Origin of the sequence: Bacillus sp. FSL K6-3149, assembly GCF_038630515.1 — a bacterium.
GTDB lineage: Bacteria > Bacillota > Bacilli > Bacillales > Bacillaceae > Bacillus > Bacillus pumilus.
In genome coordinates, this window is sequence record NZ_CP152034.1 from 2,487,758 (window position 1) to 2,506,809 (window position 19,052).

Genomic DNA, 19,052 nt, shown 5'->3' on the forward strand with positions numbered 1-19,052 from the left:
ATCATGGTTTATATTGCCCCTTCCATTTTATCAGCAGATTTTGCCAATTTGGAGAAAGATATCCGTGATGTGGAACAAGGCGGTGCAGACTACATTCACATCGATGTCATGGACGGTCATTTTGTTCCGAATATGACATTTGGGCCAAATGTCGTTGAAGCGATCAGACCACATACGCGTCTTCCGCTTGATGTTCACTTAATGATTGAGCAGCCAGATCGGTATATTCCTGCATTCGCAAAAGCAGGCGCTGATATTATCTCTGTTCATGTGGAAGCTTGTCCGCACTTACACCGAACAATACAACATATGAAAGAACAAGGTGTAAAAGCAGGGGTCGTCTTGAATCCGCACACACCTGTTTCTCACATTGAGCATGTATTAGAAGATGTGGACCTTGTGTTATTCATGACAGTGAACCCTGGTTTTGGGGGACAGGCATTTATTCCATCTGTCCTCACGAAGGTAAAAGAAGTAAAAGCACTGAGTGAACAAAAGGGCTTAACCGATTTACTAATAGAAATAGACGGCGGTGTCAATGTAGAGACTGCAAAGAGTTGCAAAGAAGCAGGCGCTAATTTACTAGTAGCGGGCTCTGCGGTATATGGTAAAGAAAACCGCGCAGCAGCGATCCAGGCAATTCGAGAAGCGTAAAGGAAGGAACCAAAGTCATTGTGATCTTTGGTTCTTTTTACATGGAGAGGAGCGTGTATCATGCACATACATATCGTAGCCGGCGGTCCTTTTGAATACATCCCGCCACTTGAACGTGAAGCATCACAAGAGGATGTTCTCTGGATTGGCGTAGACCGTGGAACCCTCTTCTTACTAGAGCACGGTATTACCCCTGCCAAAGCCTTTGGTGATTTTGACAGTGTGACAGAAAAAGAGCTTCGGGAGCTGAAAGAGAAATTGCCTGCTCTGAATGTATTTCAAGCTGAAAAGGATGAAACCGATTTAGAGCTTGCACTGAACTGGGCACTAAGTCAGCACCCAGCACATATTTACATCTATGGTATTACAGGAGGAAGGGCGGATCATTTTCTAGGAAATATCCATCTTCTTTACAAAGGGATTCAGCACAAGCAGAATATCACCCTTGTAGACAAACAAAATATCATTCAAATGTTTGAACCTGGTACATACGAAATAAAAGAAGATCAGGATAAAAAATATGTATCGTTTTTACCCTTTGGAACACCGGTTGAAAAGCTGACGTTAAAAGGTTTCAAATATCCTCTGAAAAATTGTCATATTGAGCCTGGTTCCACACTATGTATTAGTAACGAACTCATCCACTCAAATGGTACTTTTTCTTTTCATGAAGGCATATTAATAATGGTAAGAAGCAAAGATTGACCAACCTATCAATGTGGATGGCTGATTAAGCTCAATTGTGCTGCAAGCGGTACTTTTAGGAGGGGGACAAAATGAAATTTTATACAATCAAACTGCCTAGATTTCTTGGCGGCATTGTCCGTGCGATGCTTGGTTCATTTAAGAAAGATTAATGAGTAATCTCCTTTATTTCCACATAAAAACGCCTGCTACAAGTTATTGTAGCAGGCGTTTACTCTTGCTTATACACGCTCAACTTTACCAGATTTCAAAGCTCGAGCTGATACATATACTCTTTTAGGCTTACCGTCCACTAGAATACGAACTTTTTGAAGGTTCGCGCCCCATGTACGTTTTGTAGAGTTCATTGCGTGAGAACGATTGTTCCCAGCTTTTGTTTTTCTGCCTGTAATAACGCATTTACGTGCCATTTGTTTCCCTCCTAACTGCGAAAACATCATCATATTCTTCATATACGTACTTAGAGATGCCTCAAGATACTTTAATAATTTACCACAGCTTCAAGGGGTTTGCAAGGATTGTTTACTCCTCTTTCAAGAAAAATACCTTGACATCTTGATAAAAAATCAAGGCTATAGTATAAGTAGGATTGGGTCGGATTGAATGATTTCTTTTAAAAAGAAGGGTCTTATAGTAAAATAGTGATAACTCAGGGCAATTTCTCAAAAAGGGGGAACCAATGTGTCCATTGAACTTAGAACGAAATACGGACAAATTGATATATCAAATGAAGTCATTGCAATGGTGGCAGGAGGCGCTGCGATCGATTGCTATGGTATTGTTGGGATGGCGTCCAAAAATCAAATCAAGGACGGCTTGACGGATATTCTCCGTAAAGAGAACTTCAGCCGGGGTGTTCTTGTGCGTCAAAAAGAAGACCGCATTCATATTGATATGTACATCATCGTCAGCTACGGTACAAAAATATCAGAAGTCGCACATAATGTTCAAACGAAAGTCAAATATACGATTTCTCACACAGTTGGACTTTCTGTTGATTCGGTCAACATTTATGTACAAGGAGTAAGAGTTACGAACCCGTAGTAAGGAGGAAATATATTGTCTATTAGAAATCTTGATGGCCGCTCATTTGCAAAAATGATTCTTGCAGGTGCTCACCATCTTTCTCAAAACGCACAAATTGTGGATGCGTTAAATGTTTTTCCAGTGCCAGATGGAGACACGGGGACAAATATGAATTTGTCAATGACTTCAGGGGCAAAAGCAGTTGAAGAAACAAATACCGATCATATTGGGAAGGTCGGCGTGGCCTTGTCAAAAGGGCTATTGATGGGCGCAAGAGGAAACTCAGGCGTCATCCTATCACAGCTCTTTAGAGGTTTCAGTAAAAATATAGAACAAAAAGAGACGATTGACGCCAAAGAATTTGCCCTTGCCTTGCAGGCCGGTGTTGATACAGCCTATAAAGCCGTGATGAAACCGATTGAAGGGACCATCTTAACGGTCGCAAAGGATGCAGCAAAGAAAGCGGTTGCTGTTTCAGCAACCGAAAATGACATTGACCGCGTTCTTGAGTTAACGATTGAGGAAGCGAGAGCATCACTTGATCGAACGCCAGATCTACTTCCTGTTTTAAAAGAAGTAGGCGTTGTCGATAGTGGAGGTAAGGGACTTCTCTGCGTATATGAAGGTTTCCTTGCTTCATTAAGAGGAGAGGACCTCCATCTGAAAGCGTCCTCTTTGCCAACGTTAAAAGAACTTGTCAGTGCAGAGCATCATAAAAGTGCACAAAGCCATATGAACACTGAAGATATTGAATTTGGTTATTGTACTGAATTTATGGTGAAATTTGAAGAAGAGAAACAGTCCTTTGATGAGAATGCCTTCAGAGAAGACTTAAGCGAATTCGGAGATTCACTTCTTGTGGTATCTGATGAAACGCTGGCGAAAGTTCATATTCATGCAGAGCAGCCTGGAGATGTCTTATCCTATGCACAGCGCTACGGCAGCCTGATCAATATGAAAATTGAAAACATGAGAGAGCAGCATAGCTCGATTGTGAACGAAGAAAAAGAACATGCGCCCGCTGCACCAAAGGCACCTGCTGCTGAAAAACAGCGCTTTGGAGTCGTCAGTGTCGCAATGGGAGAAGGAATTGCTGACTTGTTTAAAAGTATCGGAGCTTCCGTCGTCATTGAAGGCGGACAGACGATGAACCCAAGTACAGAAGACATTGTCACAGCAATTGAAAGCGTACATGCCGAAACCGTCTTTATCTTACCTAATAATTCTAATATTGTCATGGCAGCGAAACAGGCGGCAACTGTCTCGAGTCGTGAGGTTGTTGTCATTCCAACGAAGACCGTTCCTCAAGGAATGTCGGCACTTCTTTCTCTCAATGAAGCAGCTTCAAATGAAGACAACGAAGCGGCGATGCTAGAAGCGATTGACCACGTGAAAAGCGGCCAAATTACCTTTGCGGTGAGAGATACCCAAATTGATGGAATCGACATTGCCAAAGGAGATTATATGGGTCTCTTTAACGGAAAAATTACCTTAACTGCGAAAAATCAATTAGATGCAGCAAAAGAACTTTTGACCAAAATGGTGACAGAAGATGATGAGATTGTTACGATCATTAAAGGGGAAGATGCATCATCTGAAGAGATGGATGAGTTAGAAGCCTTTATTGAAGAAACATTTGAAGATATAGAAGTTGAAGTCCACGATGGAAAACAGCCGCTTTATTCATATATTTTGGCTGTCGAATAACGAAAGAAGGGCAAATAAAGCCCTTCTTCTTCTTTTGCAATTTTTTACTAACGATTCAACGGTGAAATGAGTTGCGGGAAACGATTGAATCCATTAGTCTAAAGAAAGAACCAAACCAATATGTGAGTGGTTATGAGAGGGGAAGACCTATGAAATTTAGAAGTGTGTTTGATATTATTGGACCCGTCATGATTGGTCCATCAAGTTCGCACACAGCGGGTGCGGCTCGAATAGGAAGAGTGGCTCGCAGCTTATTTGGAAGAGAACCGAAGCGAATTGTCGTTTCATTTTATGGCTCTTTTAAAGATACGTATAAAGGACATGGTACAGATGTCGCCATGATCGGCGGCGTTCTTGACTTTGATACATTTGATGAACGCATCAAAACAGCGATCGATATTGCAAAAAGCAAAGGGATCGACATTGAATTTAAAGAAGAAGATGCGGTACCAGCGCATCCGAATACAGCAAAAGTAGAGATATCAGATGCGAACGGAAGCCTTGAATTAATCGGGATTTCCATCGGCGGTGGTAAAATCGAAATTACTGAACTGAATGGCTTTGAGCTCAGACTTTCAGGAAATCATCCTGCCATTCTTGTGGTTCATAACGATCGCTACGGCACGATTGCGGCAGTCGCCAACGTGTTAGCGAAATTCGCCATCAACATCGGTCATATGGAAGTGGCGCGTAAAGATGTCGGGCAAGAGGCTCTGATGACCATCGAAGTGGATCAAAATATTGACCCAGCTGCCTTATCAGAGCTTGAAACACTGCCAAACATTATTCAAGTCACACAAATTGCAGAGTAACAACAAGGAGGTTATGAATGATGTTTAAAAACGTCAAAGAACTCGTGCAGCTAACAGAAGAACGGAATACCTCCATTTCAGAAATCATGATTACGCAAGAAATGGAAGTAACAGGGAAATCGCGTGAAGATATTTTCTCCCAGATGTACCGCAACTTAGAAGTGATGGAACAAGCCGTAGAAAACGGGCTAAAAGGTGTGAAATCATTATCCGGTTTAACAGGCGGAGATGCGGTCAAACTTCAAGCGTATATCGCATCAGGCAAAACATTGTCTGGTCATACGATATTAGATGCTGTTAGTAAGGCAGTGGCAACAAATGAAGTCAATGCCGCAATGGGGACGATCTGTGCAACGCCTACAGCAGGCTCAGCAGGTGTTGTGCCAGGTACGTTATTTGCAGTAAAACAAACATTAAAGCCAACAAAGGAACAAATGGTCAGATTCCTATTCACTTCTGGCGCATTTGGTTTTGTTGTGGCCAATAATGCGAGCATCTCTGGTGCAGCAGGCGGCTGTCAGGCTGAGGTAGGCTCAGCATCAGGGATGGCGGCAGCAGCCATTGTCGAAATGGCAGGCGGTACACCTCAGCAATCTGCTGAAGCAATGGCGATTACACTGAAAAATATGCTTGGACTTGTTTGTGACCCAGTAGCTGGACTTGTTGAGGTACCGTGCGTAAAACGAAACGCCATGGGTGCATCAAATGCGATGATTGCAGCAGATATGGCACTTGCCGGCATCACAAGCCGTATCCCATGTGATGAAGTCATTGATGCGATGTATAAAATCGGTCAAACCATGCCAACGGCACTTCGCGAAACAGCACAAGGCGGACTTGCTGCGACACCGACAGCAAGAGAGCTTGAAAAGAAGATTTTCGGAGGTGTGACCCCATCTCGTGATACAGAAACTGCAAGATAATGTCTCAGTCCTTAAGGGGATTGGAGAAGAAACCGAAAAAACACTCAATGAACTTGGAATTCACACAGTAGCCGATTTACTTGGCTACTTTCCTTATCGATATGACGACTATGAGCTTCGTAACTTAGAAGAAGTAAAGCATGACGAACGTGTCACAGTTGAAGGAAAAGTGCACAGTGAGCCCGTCCTCACCTATTATGGAAAAAAACGAAGCAGGCTGACATTCAGGCTGCTTGTCGGGCGTTTTCTCATCACAGCAATTTGCTTCAATCGTCCTTATTTAAAACGAAGCCTTGTGTTAGGTGATACGGTATCCGTCACTGGCAAATGGGATAAAAACCGTCAATCGATCATGGTGCAGGAATTTAAAAAAGGGACGCACGAGCAAGATGGCAGTATAGAGCCTGTTTATTCAGTAAAAGAAAATGTAACCGTGAAAATGATGAGGCGTTTTGTCAAACAAGCCTTGTCACTTTATGTAGATAAAGCTGAAGATCCACTGCCAAAGCAGCTTGTCTCTACCTATAAACTCATGTCCTATCAGGAAGCATTAAAAACCATTCACCTGCCAGAAACAAGAGACTCGCTCAAGCAAGCAAGACGCCGCTTTGTGTACGAAGAATTTCTTATTTTCCAGCTGAAGATGCAGGCCATCAGAAAGAAAGAACGAGAAAAAACATCGGGCATCCAGCATCCGTTTTCTAAAGACGCTGTTTTTGAGTTTGTTCACAGTCTGCCATTTCCGCTGACAAAGGCACAATCAAGAGTGCTTGATGAAATTATGACTGATATGGCGTCCCCGTACCGGATGAACCGTCTGCTGCAAGGGGATGTAGGTTCAGGGAAAACTGCTGTTGCAGCTATTGCACTATATGCCGCTCATTTATCCGGCTATCAAGGTGCATTAATGGTTCCAACAGAGATTTTGGCAGAGCAGCATGCAGATTCCCTTTATCAGCTGTTTGAAAAATGGGGACTAAATATCGCTCTACTAACAAGCTCTGTGAAAGGAAAGCGCCGCAGAGAATTGCTAGAACGTCTAAAAGAGGGCGAGATTGATATATTAGTCGGAACGCATGCGCTCATCCAAGACGAAGTCGAATTTCAGCAGCTCGGTCTTGTGATCACAGATGAGCAGCACCGGTTTGGCGTCGAGCAAAGGAAAAAACTAAGAAGTAAAGGGCAGGACCCAGATGTCTTATTCATGACTGCCACACCTATTCCGCGCACACTTGCGATCACTGTTTTTGGAGAAATGGACGTTTCCGTCATTGATGAATTACCAGCCGGCAGAAAACAGATCGAAACGTATTGGGTCAAGCATGACATGCTTGAGAGGATTCTTGCATTTGTAGATAAAGAGCTAAAAAAAGGAAGACAGGCATATATTATTTGTCCACTCATAGAAGAATCGGACAAGCTGGATGTCCAAAATGCGATTGATGTCCACAGCATGCTGACAGAGGCATACCGCGGTAAGTGGTCGATCGGCTTAATGCACGGGAAACTGGCGAGTGATGAAAAAGATCAGGTGATGAGAGACTTTACAGCAAATGAAGTACAAATTCTCGTTTCAACGACAGTCGTTGAAGTGGGTGTCAACGTGCCGAATGCGACCATCATGGTCATTTACGATGCAGACCGCTTCGGACTGTCTCAGCTTCATCAGCTCAGAGGCCGGGTTGGACGCGGAGAGCATCAATCATTTTGTGTTTTAATGGCGGATCCAAAATCGGAAACCGGGAAAGAGCGGATGAGGATTATGTCCGAAACAACCGACGGCTTTGAGCTGTCTGAAAAGGACTTAGAGCTAAGAGGACCTGGCGATTTCTTCGGTAAAAAACAAAGCGGAATGCCTGAATTTAAAGTAGCAGATATGGTTCATGACTACAGAGCACTGGAAACCGCTAGAAAAGATGCGGCAGAACTTGTGCAATCAGATGCATTTTGGACAGATCCCGAATACAAAGAACTTCGGCAAACACTTGTAGACAGCGGGGTGCTGGGCGGAGATAAATTAAGCTGATCAAGCGCTGGAGGAATTTTCTTGTCTTTTTGAAACAAGGATTGATTTATCATCTATGAGATTATATACTACTATTAGTACCTAGTCATAAATGTACGGATGGTGTCTGCATATGAAACTAAATAAAAAAGAACGTCAAAAGCTTCTCCAGCAAACGATCAGCTCGACTCCGTTCATTACTGATGAAGAATTGGCAAGTAAATTCGGTGTAAGCATTCAAACGGTTCGTCTTGATCGTTTGGAACTGTCAATTCCTGAATTACGCGAAAGAATTAAGCATGTGGCCGAAAAGACATTAGAGGATGAAGTGAAGTCACTTCCGCTGGATGAAGTGATTGGAGAAATGATTGATGTAGAGCTTGATGACCAAGCCATTTCCATTTTAGAAGTGAGAAAAGAGCATGTATTTAGCCGAAACCAAATTGCCAGGGGACATCATCTCTTCGCCCAGGCAAATTCGCTTGCAGTAGCGGTCATTGACGATGAACTGGCTTTAACAGCAAAAGCGAATATTAAATTTACAAGGCAGGTTAAACAAGGCGAACGAGTTGTCTCAAAAGCCAAAGTAGCCTCGCATGATAAAGAAAAAGGCAGAACTGTAGTTGAAGTAAACAGCTATGTCGGTGAGGAAGTTGTCTTCTCAGGTGACTTCGTCATGTATCGCTCAAAACAAAAGTAAAAGGTGGCACGTAATATGAGAATTGCAGTCGATGCAATGGGGGGAGACCATGCCCCTAAAGCCATTATTGACGGTGTGCAAAAAAGCTTAACGGCATTTTCAGATATCGAGATTACACTTGTCGGCGATGAAAATAAAATCAAACCATACATAACAAATAACGAGCGCATCACGATTTTAGATGCAAAAGAAGTCATTGAACCGACAGATGAACCAGTGCGTGCAGTTAGACGTAAAAAGGATTCATCTATGGTGAAAATGGCGCAAGAAGTATCCGAAGGACGAGCAGATGCTTGTATTTCAGCAGGAAACACTGGCGCACTCATGACAGCAGGACTGTTTATCGTAGGAAGAATTGATGGCATCGATAGACCGGCACTTGCTCCAACACTGCCAACACTTGATGGCAGTGGGTTTTTATTACTAGATGTCGGCGCAAACGTTGATGCCAAACCAGAACACCTTGTGCAATATGCGATGATGGGTTCAATCTACGCAGAGCGTGTTTTTCCAAAGAGCAATCCGCGTGTAGGATTGTTAAATGTAGGAACAGAAGATAAAAAAGGCAACGATCTCACAAAAAAAACCTTTGAATTATTGAAAGCATCAAATTTGAATTTCGTAGGAAATGTGGAGTCTCGTGATTTACTAGAAGGTGTAGCTGATGTCGTTGTCACAGATGGTTTCACAGGAAATATCGCCCTGAAAACGATTGAAGGCACAGCTCTTTCTGTCTTTAAAATGCTGAAAGAAACATTAACATCCAGCTTCACAGCAAAAATAGCGGCTGGCATGATGAAGCCGAAATTGATGCAGATGAAGTCTAAAATGGATTACTCCGAATATGGCGGTGCCGCTTTATTTGGTTTAAAGGCACCTGTCATTAAAGCGCACGGTTCCTCTGATGAAAACGCCATTTTTCATGCCATTCGTCAGGCACGTGATATCGTAGAAAAAGACGTTTCAGCCATCATTCATCAAGAAGTCCAAAAAGAAACCACGAACGAGTCTTAATGGAGGTATAGCAGCATGACTAAAATTGCATTTTTATTCCCTGGCCAAGGCTCTCAAAAAATTGGCATGGGAAAAGATTTATTTGACCAAGAAGAAGTATCTAAAGCTGTATTTGAAGAAGCAGACAAGACCCTCGGTTTTGACTTATCTTCAATGATTTTTGAAGGAGATGCAGAAGAGCTGACGCTCACTTATAACGCGCAGCCAGCTCTTTTAACGACAAGTATCGCCATCTTAAAGAAATTTGAAGAGAGCGGAATCAAAGCAGATTACGCAGCAGGACATAGCCTTGGTGAATATACTGCCCTCGTTGCGGCAGGCGCACTTTCGTTTCAAGATGCTGTCTATGCAGTGAGAAAGCGCGGCGAATTAATGAACGAAGCTGTTCCGGCAGGAGAAGGCGCTATGGCAGCGATCCTTGGCTTAGATCAAGCTGCGCTTTTAGAAGTGACAAAAGAAGTGACAGAGAGTGGTCATCTTGTAGAACTCGCTAACTTAAACTGTCCTGGTCAAATCGTGATCTCTGGTACAGCAAAAGGGGTCGAACTCGCTTCAGAGAAAGCGAAAGAAAAAGGCGCAAAACGTGCGATTGCCCTTGAAGTGAGTGGACCTTTCCATTCTGCCTTAATGAAACCAGCCGCTGAAAAATTCACAGATGTTCTGTCAAAGCTAAACATTACAGATGCCAAAACACCAGTGATCTCAAATGTCACAGCAGACATCGTTACATCTCGTGATGCTATTGAAACAAAGCTCATTGAACAATTGTATTCTCCTGTTCGATTTGAAGAAAGTGTAGAACGTCTGATTGATTTAGGCGTGACAACGTTTATTGAAATTGGCCCAGGCAAAGTGCTTTCAGGTCTTGTGAAAAAGGTCAATCGCCGCCTGACAACTATTTCAGTTTCAGATCAGGAAACAATTGAAGCAGCCATTGAAACATTGAAGGAGGATTCTTGATGCTTACAAATAAAACAGCCGTTGTAACAGGTGCATCACGCGGGATTGGCCGTTCTATTGCGATCGATTTAGCAAAGAATGGTGCAAATGTTGTCGTCAACTATTCTGGAAACGAAGCAAAAGCAAATGAAGTCGTAGACGAAATCAAAGCACTTGGCCAGCAGGCATTTGCCGTTAAAGCTGATGTTTCAAATGCTGAAGAAGTACAATCGCTCATGAAACAAGCGATTGACACATTTGGTTCAATTGACATTCTTGTCAATAATGCAGGGATCACAAAGGATAATCTGCTCATGAGAATGAAAGAAAATGAATGGGATGACGTCATTAACATAAACTTAAAAGGTGTCTTTAACTGTACAAAAGCCGTGACACGTCAAATGATGAAACAGCGCAGCGGAAGAATCATCAACTTGGCTTCAGTGGTTGGCGTATGTGGAAATCCTGGACAAGCAAACTATGTTGCAGCAAAAGCTGGTGTCATCGGATTAACGAAAACAACAGCAAAAGAGCTGGCAACTCGTCATATTACAGTCAATGCAGTAGCACCAGGCTTTATTTCTACAGATATGACAGACAAGCTTGATGAGAATGTACAAACTGAAATGCTTAAGCAGATCCCGCTTGCACGCTTTGGTGCACCTGAAGATATTAGCAACGTTGTTGTCTTTTTAGCTTCAGAAGGAGCAGGTTATATTACAGGCCAAACCATCCAAGTAGATGGCGGAATGGTCATGTCCTAAGAAATATCAAAATTTCATTAGGTTTTCTCTAGTTTTTTAAAAACGAATCAACTATAATACTTTGAGGGGAGGTGAAAGGCAATGGCAGACGTATTAGAGCGTGTATCAAAAATTATTGTAGACCGCCTTGGCGTTGATGAGGCTGACGTGAAAATGGAAGCTTCATTTAAAGAAGATTTAGGCGCTGATTCCCTTGATGTAGTTGAGCTAGTTATGGAACTTGAAGATGAGTTCGATATGGAAATTTCTGACGAAGATGCTGAAAAAATTGCAACAGTCGGTGACGCTGTGAACTACATAAATAGCCAGCAATAAGCGTAACAAAGTCCCGTCTGTTTTCATGACGGGACTTTCAAAATTTATGTTAGTTTCAACATATTCAGCTGATCAATTGTCAGCCTTTTTCAGATGCTAAGGAGCAATGTTTCCTTGCATGTAGAAAGAGAGACTCCATATAATCAGTATCCTTAAAGGCGATTAAGCCTACCTGGAGGTTGCTATGCCAAAACAATATAAAGACAAACAGAAACAGAGCAAAAAACTAGAGCAATTTAGAGAATTCCAGCAGCGTATTTCTGTACACTTTCAAAATGAAAAACTTCTATATCAAGCCTTTACGCATTCCTCTTATGTGAATGAACACCGGAAAAAGCCATACGAGGATAATGAAAGACTTGAATTTCTAGGAGATGCTGTTTTAGAATTGACCATCTCTCAATTCTTATTTGCGAAATATCCTGCGATGAGCGAGGGAGATTTAACAAAACTAAGAGCAGCTATCGTATGTGAACCGTCACTTGTGTCTCTGGCACATGAGCTGTCCTTCGGAGACCTTGTTCTTTTAGGAAAAGGCGAAGAAATGACAGGCGGGAGAAAACGCCCAGCACTTTTAGCGGACGTATTCGAGGCGTTTATCGGGGCACTTTATTTAGATCAAGGGCTTGAGCCAGTGGAGCGATTCCTAGAAGCCTATGTTTATCCGAAAATTAATGATGGAGCGTTCTCGCATGTCATGGACTTTAAAAGCCAGCTGCAAGAATTCGTTCAGCGCGATGGAAAAGGTGTACTTGAATACCACATCCTGCATGAAAAAGGACCAGCACACAACCGGGAATTTGAAGCAAATGTCTCCCTTCGCGGAGAAGTGCTTGGAATTGGTAATGGCCGCAGTAAAAAAGAAGCAGAACAGCATGCTGCACAGGAAGCACTTGCTAAATTGCAGAAACATCATATGAACCAATAAAATCCCCCTCGTCATTCAGGGGGATTTCACTCTGTTTTCCATCATCTTTTTTCACTTCATATGGTAAGATAATAGTACTTTAAATACATAAGGAGGATCACTCTCATGTTCCTCAAACGTTTAGACGTGATAGGATTCAAATCTTTTGCACAGCGAGTGACCGTGGACTTTGTCAAAGGGGTCACCGCTGTTGTTGGACCAAACGGAAGCGGCAAAAGTAATATTACCGATGCCATCCGCTGGGTACTTGGAGAACAATCAGCGAAAAGCCTCCGCGGAGGAAAAATGGAAGACATCATTTTTGCAGGAAGCGACTCAAGAAAAAGAGTCAATCTAGCAGAAGTGACTTTAACATTAGATAACGAAGATCACTTTTTACCGATCGATTTTCACGAAGTCAGTGTGACAAGAAGAGTCTATCGTTCAGGAGAAAGTGAATTTCTCATAAACAATCAATCTGTCCGCTTAAAGGATATTATTGATCTTTTCATGGATTCAGGTCTTGGAAAGGAAGCTTTTTCGATCATCAGCCAAGGGAAGGTAGAGGAAATTCTATCTAGTAAGGCAGAAGAGAGAAGAAGCATCTTTGAAGAAGCGGCTGGTGTTTTGAAATATAAAACAAGAAAGAAAAAAGCCGAGAATAAACTGTTTGAAACGCAGGACAACTTAAACCGAGTAGAAGATATTCTGCATGAACTAGAAGATCAAGTAGAACCATTAAGAATGCAGGCATCTATTGCAAAGGACTATTTGCAAAAAAAAGAAGAGCTTGAAAATGTCGAAATCGCCTTAACTGTCCATGACATCGAAGCACTTCATGAAAAATGGACAACACTTGGTGAAGCTGTCGAGCGCTTCAAACAAGATGAAATGAAGCAATCCACAGATATTCAAGCAAAAGAAGCTAAAATTGAAGAGTCAAGAGACCGCATTCAAGCACTTGACGAATCAATTAATGACCTGCAAGAAGTTCTTCTTTTCACAAGTGAGGAATTAGAAAAGCTTGAAGGTAAAAAAGAAGTACTAAAAGAACGGAAGAAAAATGCAGCCGCAAATCAGGGACAGCTAGAAGAAACGCTCATTCGTTTAACTGAAAAGCAGGCGCAGCTAACCGAAAAGATTCAGCAGCAGAAAATCGCGCGGGACAGCCTTCAAAAAGAAGTGCAGCAGCTAAAAGATGAAGTGAAAACAAAGCAGCATCAACTGTCGCTTCATAGTGAAGATGTGGAAGGTCAAATTGAACAGCTGAAAAGCGATTATTTTGATCTGCTCAATGAACAGGCTACCATCCGCAATGAACGCAAATTATTAGAAGAACAGCAGCGCCAAGCGGCCATGCAGCTAGATCGGCTCACGCAAAACAACCAAAAACACATTGAAGAACGTGTGTCTGTCAAAGAGAAGAAAACAGAGGCTGAGCAGCAGCTTTCAGCCCTAGAAGAAGACATTCTGGCTCAGGTCAAGCGTTTTAGAGAAGCGGAACAAAAGCTTGAGCAAATGAAACGTCAATACGAGAAAAAAGAAACGGCTCTTTACCAAGCCTATCAATATGTGCAGCAGGCAAAGTCAAAAAAAGAGATGCTAGAATCCATGCAGGAAGACTTCTCAGGCTTTTTCCAAGGAGTAAAAGAGGTCTTAAAGGCAAAAGAACGGTTAGGCGGTATTCACGGTGCCATTGCAGAGCTGATTCAAACAGATCAGCAGCATGAGACAGCGATTGAAATCGCGCTAGGCGCAGCAACGCAGCACGTCGTCACAGAAAACGAAGCCGCAGCGCGACAAGCAATTGCATACTTAAAGCAGCACTCCTTTGGACGAGCAACCTTCCTGCCAATGAATGTGATCAAAGAACGAACCATTCAGCATAGAGACGTCCAAACAGCCGAGCAGCACGCTGCATTTATCGGTGTAGCAAGTCACCTTGTTTCCTTTGAAGAAAAGTATCAAAAGGTCATACAGAACTTGCTTGGAACGGTTCTGATCGTTAGAGACTTAAAAGGCGCCAATGAACTGGCAAAAATGCTTGGTCATCGTTATCGCATCGTGACCCTTGATGGAGATGTTGTGAACCCCGGCGGTTCAATGACTGGTGGCGGTGTTAAGAAAAAGAACAACTCCCTTCTTTCAAGAAACCGAGAGATCGAAACATTAACAAAGCAGCTTGTTGAAATGGAAGAAAAAACGACGATCCTTGAAAAGGAAACAAAAGAAACGAAGCAATTGATTGCAGCAAACGAAAGTCAATTAAACGAACTGCGTCAGCGGGGAGAAACGCTTCGAGAACAGCAGCAAGAGCTCAAAGGGAAGCTATACGAACTGCAAGTAGCAGAAAAAAATATTAATGCTCACCTTGAACTCTATGACCAAGAAAAAGAAGAATTGCAGCTGCGTTCTACTGAACTTACAGATAAGGACAAAAAGCAGGCAGCTCTTGAAGTTTCTATAGGGGAGAAATTGACCACCCTTGATCAAGAGATCAATACATTAACAAAGCGTAAACAGACCCAAAGCTCAACGAAAGAAACCATTTCTGCCGAATTAACAGAGCTGAAAATCTCGCTTGCCAAAAAAGAGCAGTCCTTAGCGAATGAACAAGAAAAGCTTTCGAGCTTAATGGCCGAATTAGAAGAGGCTGAACAAACGCTGACGGAAACAAAAGAAGATCTGTCACTCTTAACAAGTGAAATGACATCTAGCTCAAGCGGAGCAGAACAGCTGGAAGAAGCGGCGAAAGAGAAGCTTGAAAATAAAAACAAAACAACCGCACTCATTTCAGAGCGGCGTAAACAGCGTCTTGCTCTTTCTGAAACGTTAGAATTTGCTGAACGTGAACTGAAAGAACAAAAACGCCTTTACAAGCAGCTCACCACAAGCTTAAAAGATGAAGAAATTAAGCTTGGCCGTATGGAAGTTGAGCTCGACAACCTCATCGCTTATTTGAACGAAGAGTATGCTCTCTCGTTTGAAGGGGCAAAAGAGATGTATCATCTGACGTTATCGCCAGATGAAGCAAGAAAACGAGTGAAACTGATCAAATTAGCCATTGAAGAGCTAGGAACAGTGAACTTAGGCAGCATTGATGAGTATGAACGAGTAAATGAACGCTACCTTTTCTTAACAGAACAGCGAAATGATCTGACAGAAGCGAAAAATACATTATTCCAAGTGATCGAAGAAATGGATCAAGAGATGACAAAGCGCTTCTCTGAAACATTCTCGCAAATTCGCGGGCATTTTGAATCAGTTTTCCAAGCATTATTTGGCGGCGGGAAAGCAGATCTTAAGCTGACAGATCCAAACGATTTACTAAACTCTGGCGTTGATATTGTCGCGCAGCCGCCAGGGAAAAAGCTGCAAAACTTAAGCCTTCTTTCAGGCGGTGAGAGAGCATTGACAGCGATCGCTTTACTATTCTCTATTTTAAAAGTCAGACCTGTTCCATTCTGCGTGTTAGATGAGGTAGAAGCGGCGCTTGATGAAGCCAATGTTTTCCGCTTTGCACAATATTTAAAAAAATACAGCGAAGAAACACAATTCATAGTCATTACGCACCGCAAAGGAACAATGGAAGAAGCAGATGTGCTCTACGGTGTTACGATGCAGGAGTCAGGTGTTTCTAAGCTTGTATCTGTCAAACTAGAAGAAACGAAAGAGCTTGTCCAGTAATTAAAGGAGGTTTTTGAACCAAATGAGCTTTTTTAAGAAATTAAAAGAAAAATTTACGCAGCAAACCGATTCAGTATCAGAAAAGTTTAAGGATGGACTTGAAAAAACGAGAAACTCCTTTCAAGGAAGAGTAAATGAACTCATTTCACGCTACCGTAAAGTTGATGAAGACTTTTTTGAAGAATTAGAAGAAGTTCTGATCGGCGCGGATGTCGGTTTCACAACGGTGATGGAACTGATTGATGAGCTGAAAAAAGAAGTGAAACTAAGAAACATTCAAGACCCAAGTGAAGTACAATCGGTCATCTCTGAAAAACTGGTTGAAATCTACAATAGCGGAGAGGAACAAATCTCTGCGCTGAATATTGAAGACGGGCGATTAAATATCATTTTATTTGTCGGTGTCAATGGCGTTGGGAAAACAACGACGATCGGCAAACTTGCAAATAAGCTGAAAAATGATGGGAAATCCGTCATTTTGGCAGCAGGTGATACATTCCGTGCCGGTGCGATAGAGCAGCTTGAAGTATGGGGAGAGCGTTCAGGTGTCCCTGTTGTCAAACAGACGGCTGGCTCTGACCCAGCAGCGGTGATCTATGATGCCGTTCAATCAGCAAAAGCGAAAAATGCGGATGTCCTTATCTGTGATACAGCAGGAAGACTACAAAACAAAGTCAACTTGATGAAAGAACTGGAGAAGGTCAAGAGAGTCATTGAACGCGAGGTTCCAGATGCACCGCATGAAGTGCTGCTCGCTCTTGATGCAACAACGGGTCAAAATGCGATGGCACAAGCGAAGGAATTTTCTAAAGCGACGAATGTGACAGGAATTGCTTTAACAAAGCTTGACGGCACTGCAAAAGGCGGGATTGTCCTTGCAATTCGAAATGAGTTAAACATCCCCGTGAAGCTCGTCGGTTTAGGTGAGAAGGTAGACGATCTGCAAGAATTCGATGCAGAATCGTATGTGTATGGATTATTCTCAGACGTGATTGATCAAGAGGACTAACAAAAATGCCGGCAAAGATTGCTGGCATTTTTATTTATACGCCGCTTCATGCAGTGACAAGATAAAAACTTGACACACAGTAGAGAACCGTGTAAACTTAGTTGATGTAAAGGGAATGAACTTAACAAAGGGGAGAGAGCCCATGACGCTTGAAAAAACAACGAGAATGAACTACTTGTTTGACTTCTATCAATCGTTGTTAACCGCAAAGCAAAAGAGCTACATGTCGCTTTACTACCTAGACGATTTTTCCCTCGGTGAAATTGCGGATGAATATGAAGTATCAAGACAGGCTGTTTATGATAATATTAAACGGACTGAAGCGATGCTTGAACAATATGAAGAAAAGCTGCTCTTGTTTAAGAAATTTAAAGAGCGTAAAGAACTTCTCAAAAAAATGAGTGAGCTCGTAGCAGATTCCGCTCAGATGGAAGAAGCAGAAGCTTTAATTGAATCGCTTGAGAAATTAGATTAGGAGGCGGCACAGTATGGCATTTGAAGGATTAGCCGACCGACTGCAGCAGACGATTTCAAAAATCCGCGGCAAAGGAAAAGTGTCAGAACAAGATGTAAAAGAAATGATGCGCGAGGTACGCCTTGCCCTTCTTGAAGCTGACGTCAATTTTAAAGTAGTCAAAGACTTTGTGAAAAAAGTAAGTGAGCGGGCAGTTGGACAAGAGGTCATGAAAAGCCTTACCCCTGGGCAACAGGTCATTAAAGTTGTAAAAGAAGAACTCACTGAATTAATGGGCGGAGAAGAGAGTAAAATCGCTGTAGCGAAAAAATCTCCGACGGTCATTATGATGGTTGGTCTTCAAGGGGCAGGTAAAACCACCACAACTGGGAAGCTTGCCAATTTACTTCGCAAAAAACATAATCGCAAGCCGATGATGGTGGCTGCAGATATTTACAGACCAGCAGCGATCCAGCAGCTTGAAACGCTAGGGAAACAGCTTGATATGCCTGTGTTTTCATTAGGTGATCAAGTCAGTCCTGTCGAGATTGCCAAACAGGCAATCGAAAAAGCGAAAGAAGAACACCATGATTATGTCATTTTAGATACAGCAGGACGTCTTCATATTGATGAAGAATTGATGGATGAACTTCAGAAAGTAAAAGAAGTAGCGAGTCCAGAAGAAATTTTCCTTGTTGTTGACTCTATGACAGGTCAAGATGCTGTCAATGTAGCGAAAAGCTTTAATGAACAGCTAGGTTTAACAGGTGTCGTTTTAACGAAACTAGACGGGGATACACGAGGCGGTGCAGCACTTTCCATTCGAGCTGTCACCAATACGCCGATTAAATTCGCCGCGCTAGGTGAAAAGCTTGACGCGATTGAACCATTCCACCCAGAACGGATGGCATCAAGAATTCTTGGCATGGGAGATGTGCTTACACTGATTGAAAAAGCACAGGCAAACGTGGACCAAGATAAAGCGAAAGAGCTTGAACAAAAAATGCGGACCATGAGCTTTACACTCGATGATTTCCTCGAGCAGCTTGGCCAAGTTCGTAACATGGGTCCACTTGATGAATTGATCCAAATGATGCCGGGAGCCGGTAAAATGAAAGGGCTCAAAAACGTCCAAGTAGACGAAAAGCAGCTCAATCACATCGAAGCGATCATTAAATCAATGACGACCGAGGAAAAAGAACAGCCAGAGGTCATCAATGCAAGCCGAAGAAAACGGATTGCAAAAGGGAGCGGAACATCTGTACAGGAAGTCAATCGCCTTTTAAAGCAATTTGACGAAATGAAAAAGATGATGAAGCAAATGACCAACATGTCCAAAGGAAAGAAAAAAGGCTTTAAATTACCATTTATGTAATTGGTTATACATGATAAAACCGTTGTTAAGAAAAAACACTTTACAAACCCTTTTAT

The 19,052-nt window shown here is 42.5% G+C and carries 19 protein-coding genes; 18 read left to right on the forward strand and 1 reads right to left on the reverse strand.

What is annotated here, in order from left to right:
* The first annotated feature begins 3 nt into the window (after positions 1-3).
* The 3 genes from rpe to spoVM all read left to right on the forward strand — a co-directional run bounded on the left by rpe (position 4) and on the right by spoVM (position 1,511).
* Positions 4-654, forward strand: a complete 651-nt coding sequence (gene rpe / locus MHB83_RS12570; RefSeq protein WP_050945061.1) for a ribulose-phosphate 3-epimerase — start codon at positions 4-6, stop codon at positions 652-654.
* Positions 655-714: 60 nt separating this feature from the next.
* Positions 715-1,359 carry a thiamine diphosphokinase gene (locus tag MHB83_RS12575; protein WP_003210934.1) on the forward strand — a complete coding sequence of 215 codons (645 nt, stop codon included), beginning with the start codon at positions 715-717 and terminating at the stop codon, positions 1,357-1,359.
* A 71-nt stretch (positions 1,360-1,430) separates the two neighbouring features.
* Complete coding sequence (spoVM, locus tag MHB83_RS12580; protein ID WP_008354550.1) at positions 1,431-1,511, forward strand: stage V sporulation protein SpoVM; 81 nt, start codon at positions 1,431-1,433, stop codon at positions 1,509-1,511.
* Positions 1,512-1,580: 69 nt separating this feature from the next.
* On the opposite strand, the gene rpmB is transcribed toward spoVM, so the two are convergent.
* Complete coding sequence (rpmB, locus tag MHB83_RS12585) at positions 1,581-1,769, reverse strand: 50S ribosomal protein L28 (RefSeq protein WP_003212514.1); 189 nt, start codon at positions 1,767-1,769, stop codon at positions 1,581-1,583.
* A gap of 271 nt (positions 1,770-2,040) precedes the next feature.
* Between rpmB and MHB83_RS12590 the strand changes: the two genes are divergently transcribed.
* From MHB83_RS12590 to ffh, 15 genes are all read left to right on the forward strand, one after another.
* Entirely contained in the window at positions 2,041-2,403 is a 363-nt protein-coding gene (locus tag MHB83_RS12590) for an Asp23/Gls24 family envelope stress response protein (RefSeq protein ID WP_003211680.1), read from the forward strand.
* A 15-nt stretch (positions 2,404-2,418) separates the two neighbouring features.
* Positions 2,419-4,092: a DAK2 domain-containing protein gene (locus MHB83_RS12595; protein ID WP_003212056.1), complete on the forward strand. Its 1,674-nt coding sequence runs from the start codon at positions 2,419-2,421 to the stop codon at positions 4,090-4,092.
* A gap of 149 nt (positions 4,093-4,241) precedes the next feature.
* Positions 4,242-4,904 carry an L-serine ammonia-lyase, iron-sulfur-dependent subunit beta gene (gene sdaAB / locus MHB83_RS12600; RefSeq protein WP_003212160.1) on the forward strand — a complete coding sequence of 221 codons (663 nt, stop codon included), beginning with the start codon at positions 4,242-4,244 and terminating at the stop codon, positions 4,902-4,904.
* 20 nt (positions 4,905-4,924) lie between these two features.
* Positions 4,925-5,827 (forward strand): L-serine ammonia-lyase, iron-sulfur-dependent, subunit alpha, encoded by a 903-nt coding sequence (gene sdaAA / locus MHB83_RS12605; protein ID WP_034620038.1) that lies wholly within the window; start codon positions 4,925-4,927, stop codon positions 5,825-5,827.
* Entirely contained in the window at positions 5,805-7,853 is a 2,049-nt protein-coding gene (recG, locus tag MHB83_RS12610) for an ATP-dependent DNA helicase RecG (protein WP_137054639.1), read from the forward strand. Before sdaAA ends, recG begins: the two co-directional genes overlap by 23 nt.
* A 112-nt stretch (positions 7,854-7,965) precedes the next feature.
* Positions 7,966-8,532, forward strand: a complete 567-nt coding sequence (fapR, locus tag MHB83_RS12615; RefSeq protein ID WP_003210820.1) for a transcription factor FapR — start codon at positions 7,966-7,968, stop codon at positions 8,530-8,532.
* Between the two features lie 15 nt (positions 8,533-8,547).
* Positions 8,548-9,546, forward strand: a complete 999-nt coding sequence (gene plsX / locus MHB83_RS12620) for a phosphate acyltransferase PlsX (RefSeq protein WP_003211133.1) — start codon at positions 8,548-8,550, stop codon at positions 9,544-9,546.
* Between the two features lie 15 nt (positions 9,547-9,561).
* Positions 9,562-10,506 (forward strand): ACP S-malonyltransferase, encoded by a 945-nt coding sequence (gene fabD, locus MHB83_RS12625; RefSeq protein WP_003211326.1) that lies wholly within the window; start codon positions 9,562-9,564, stop codon positions 10,504-10,506.
* A complete protein-coding gene (gene fabG / locus MHB83_RS12630; protein WP_050945057.1) occupies positions 10,506-11,249 on the forward strand; it encodes a 3-oxoacyl-[acyl-carrier-protein] reductase in 744 nt (247 codons plus the stop codon). Before fabD ends, fabG begins: the two co-directional genes overlap by 1 nt.
* Before the next feature lie 81 nt (positions 11,250-11,330).
* Positions 11,331-11,564: an acyl carrier protein gene (acpP, locus tag MHB83_RS12635; protein WP_003212028.1), complete on the forward strand. Its 234-nt coding sequence runs from the start codon at positions 11,331-11,333 to the stop codon at positions 11,562-11,564.
* A gap of 184 nt (positions 11,565-11,748) precedes the next feature.
* Complete coding sequence (gene rnc, locus MHB83_RS12640) at positions 11,749-12,492, forward strand: ribonuclease III (RefSeq protein WP_003211549.1); 744 nt, start codon at positions 11,749-11,751, stop codon at positions 12,490-12,492.
* Between the two features lie 105 nt (positions 12,493-12,597).
* The gene (smc, locus tag MHB83_RS12645; protein WP_106035525.1) at positions 12,598-16,158 is read left to right on the forward strand and encodes a chromosome segregation protein SMC; all 3,561 of its coding nucleotides are present in this window, start codon (positions 12,598-12,600) and stop codon (positions 16,156-16,158) included.
* A 22-nt stretch (positions 16,159-16,180) separates the two neighbouring features.
* The gene (ftsY, locus tag MHB83_RS12650) at positions 16,181-17,167 is read left to right on the forward strand and encodes a signal recognition particle-docking protein FtsY (RefSeq protein WP_003211188.1); all 987 of its coding nucleotides are present in this window, start codon (positions 16,181-16,183) and stop codon (positions 17,165-17,167) included.
* A 142-nt stretch (positions 17,168-17,309) separates the two neighbouring features.
* The gene (locus MHB83_RS12655; RefSeq protein WP_003210763.1) at positions 17,310-17,642 is read left to right on the forward strand and encodes a putative DNA-binding protein; all 333 of its coding nucleotides are present in this window, start codon (positions 17,310-17,312) and stop codon (positions 17,640-17,642) included.
* 13 nt (positions 17,643-17,655) lie between these two features.
* Positions 17,656-18,996 (forward strand): signal recognition particle protein, encoded by a 1,341-nt coding sequence (gene ffh / locus MHB83_RS12660; protein WP_050945055.1) that lies wholly within the window; start codon positions 17,656-17,658, stop codon positions 18,994-18,996.
* Positions 18,997-19,052 lie beyond the last annotated feature (56 nt).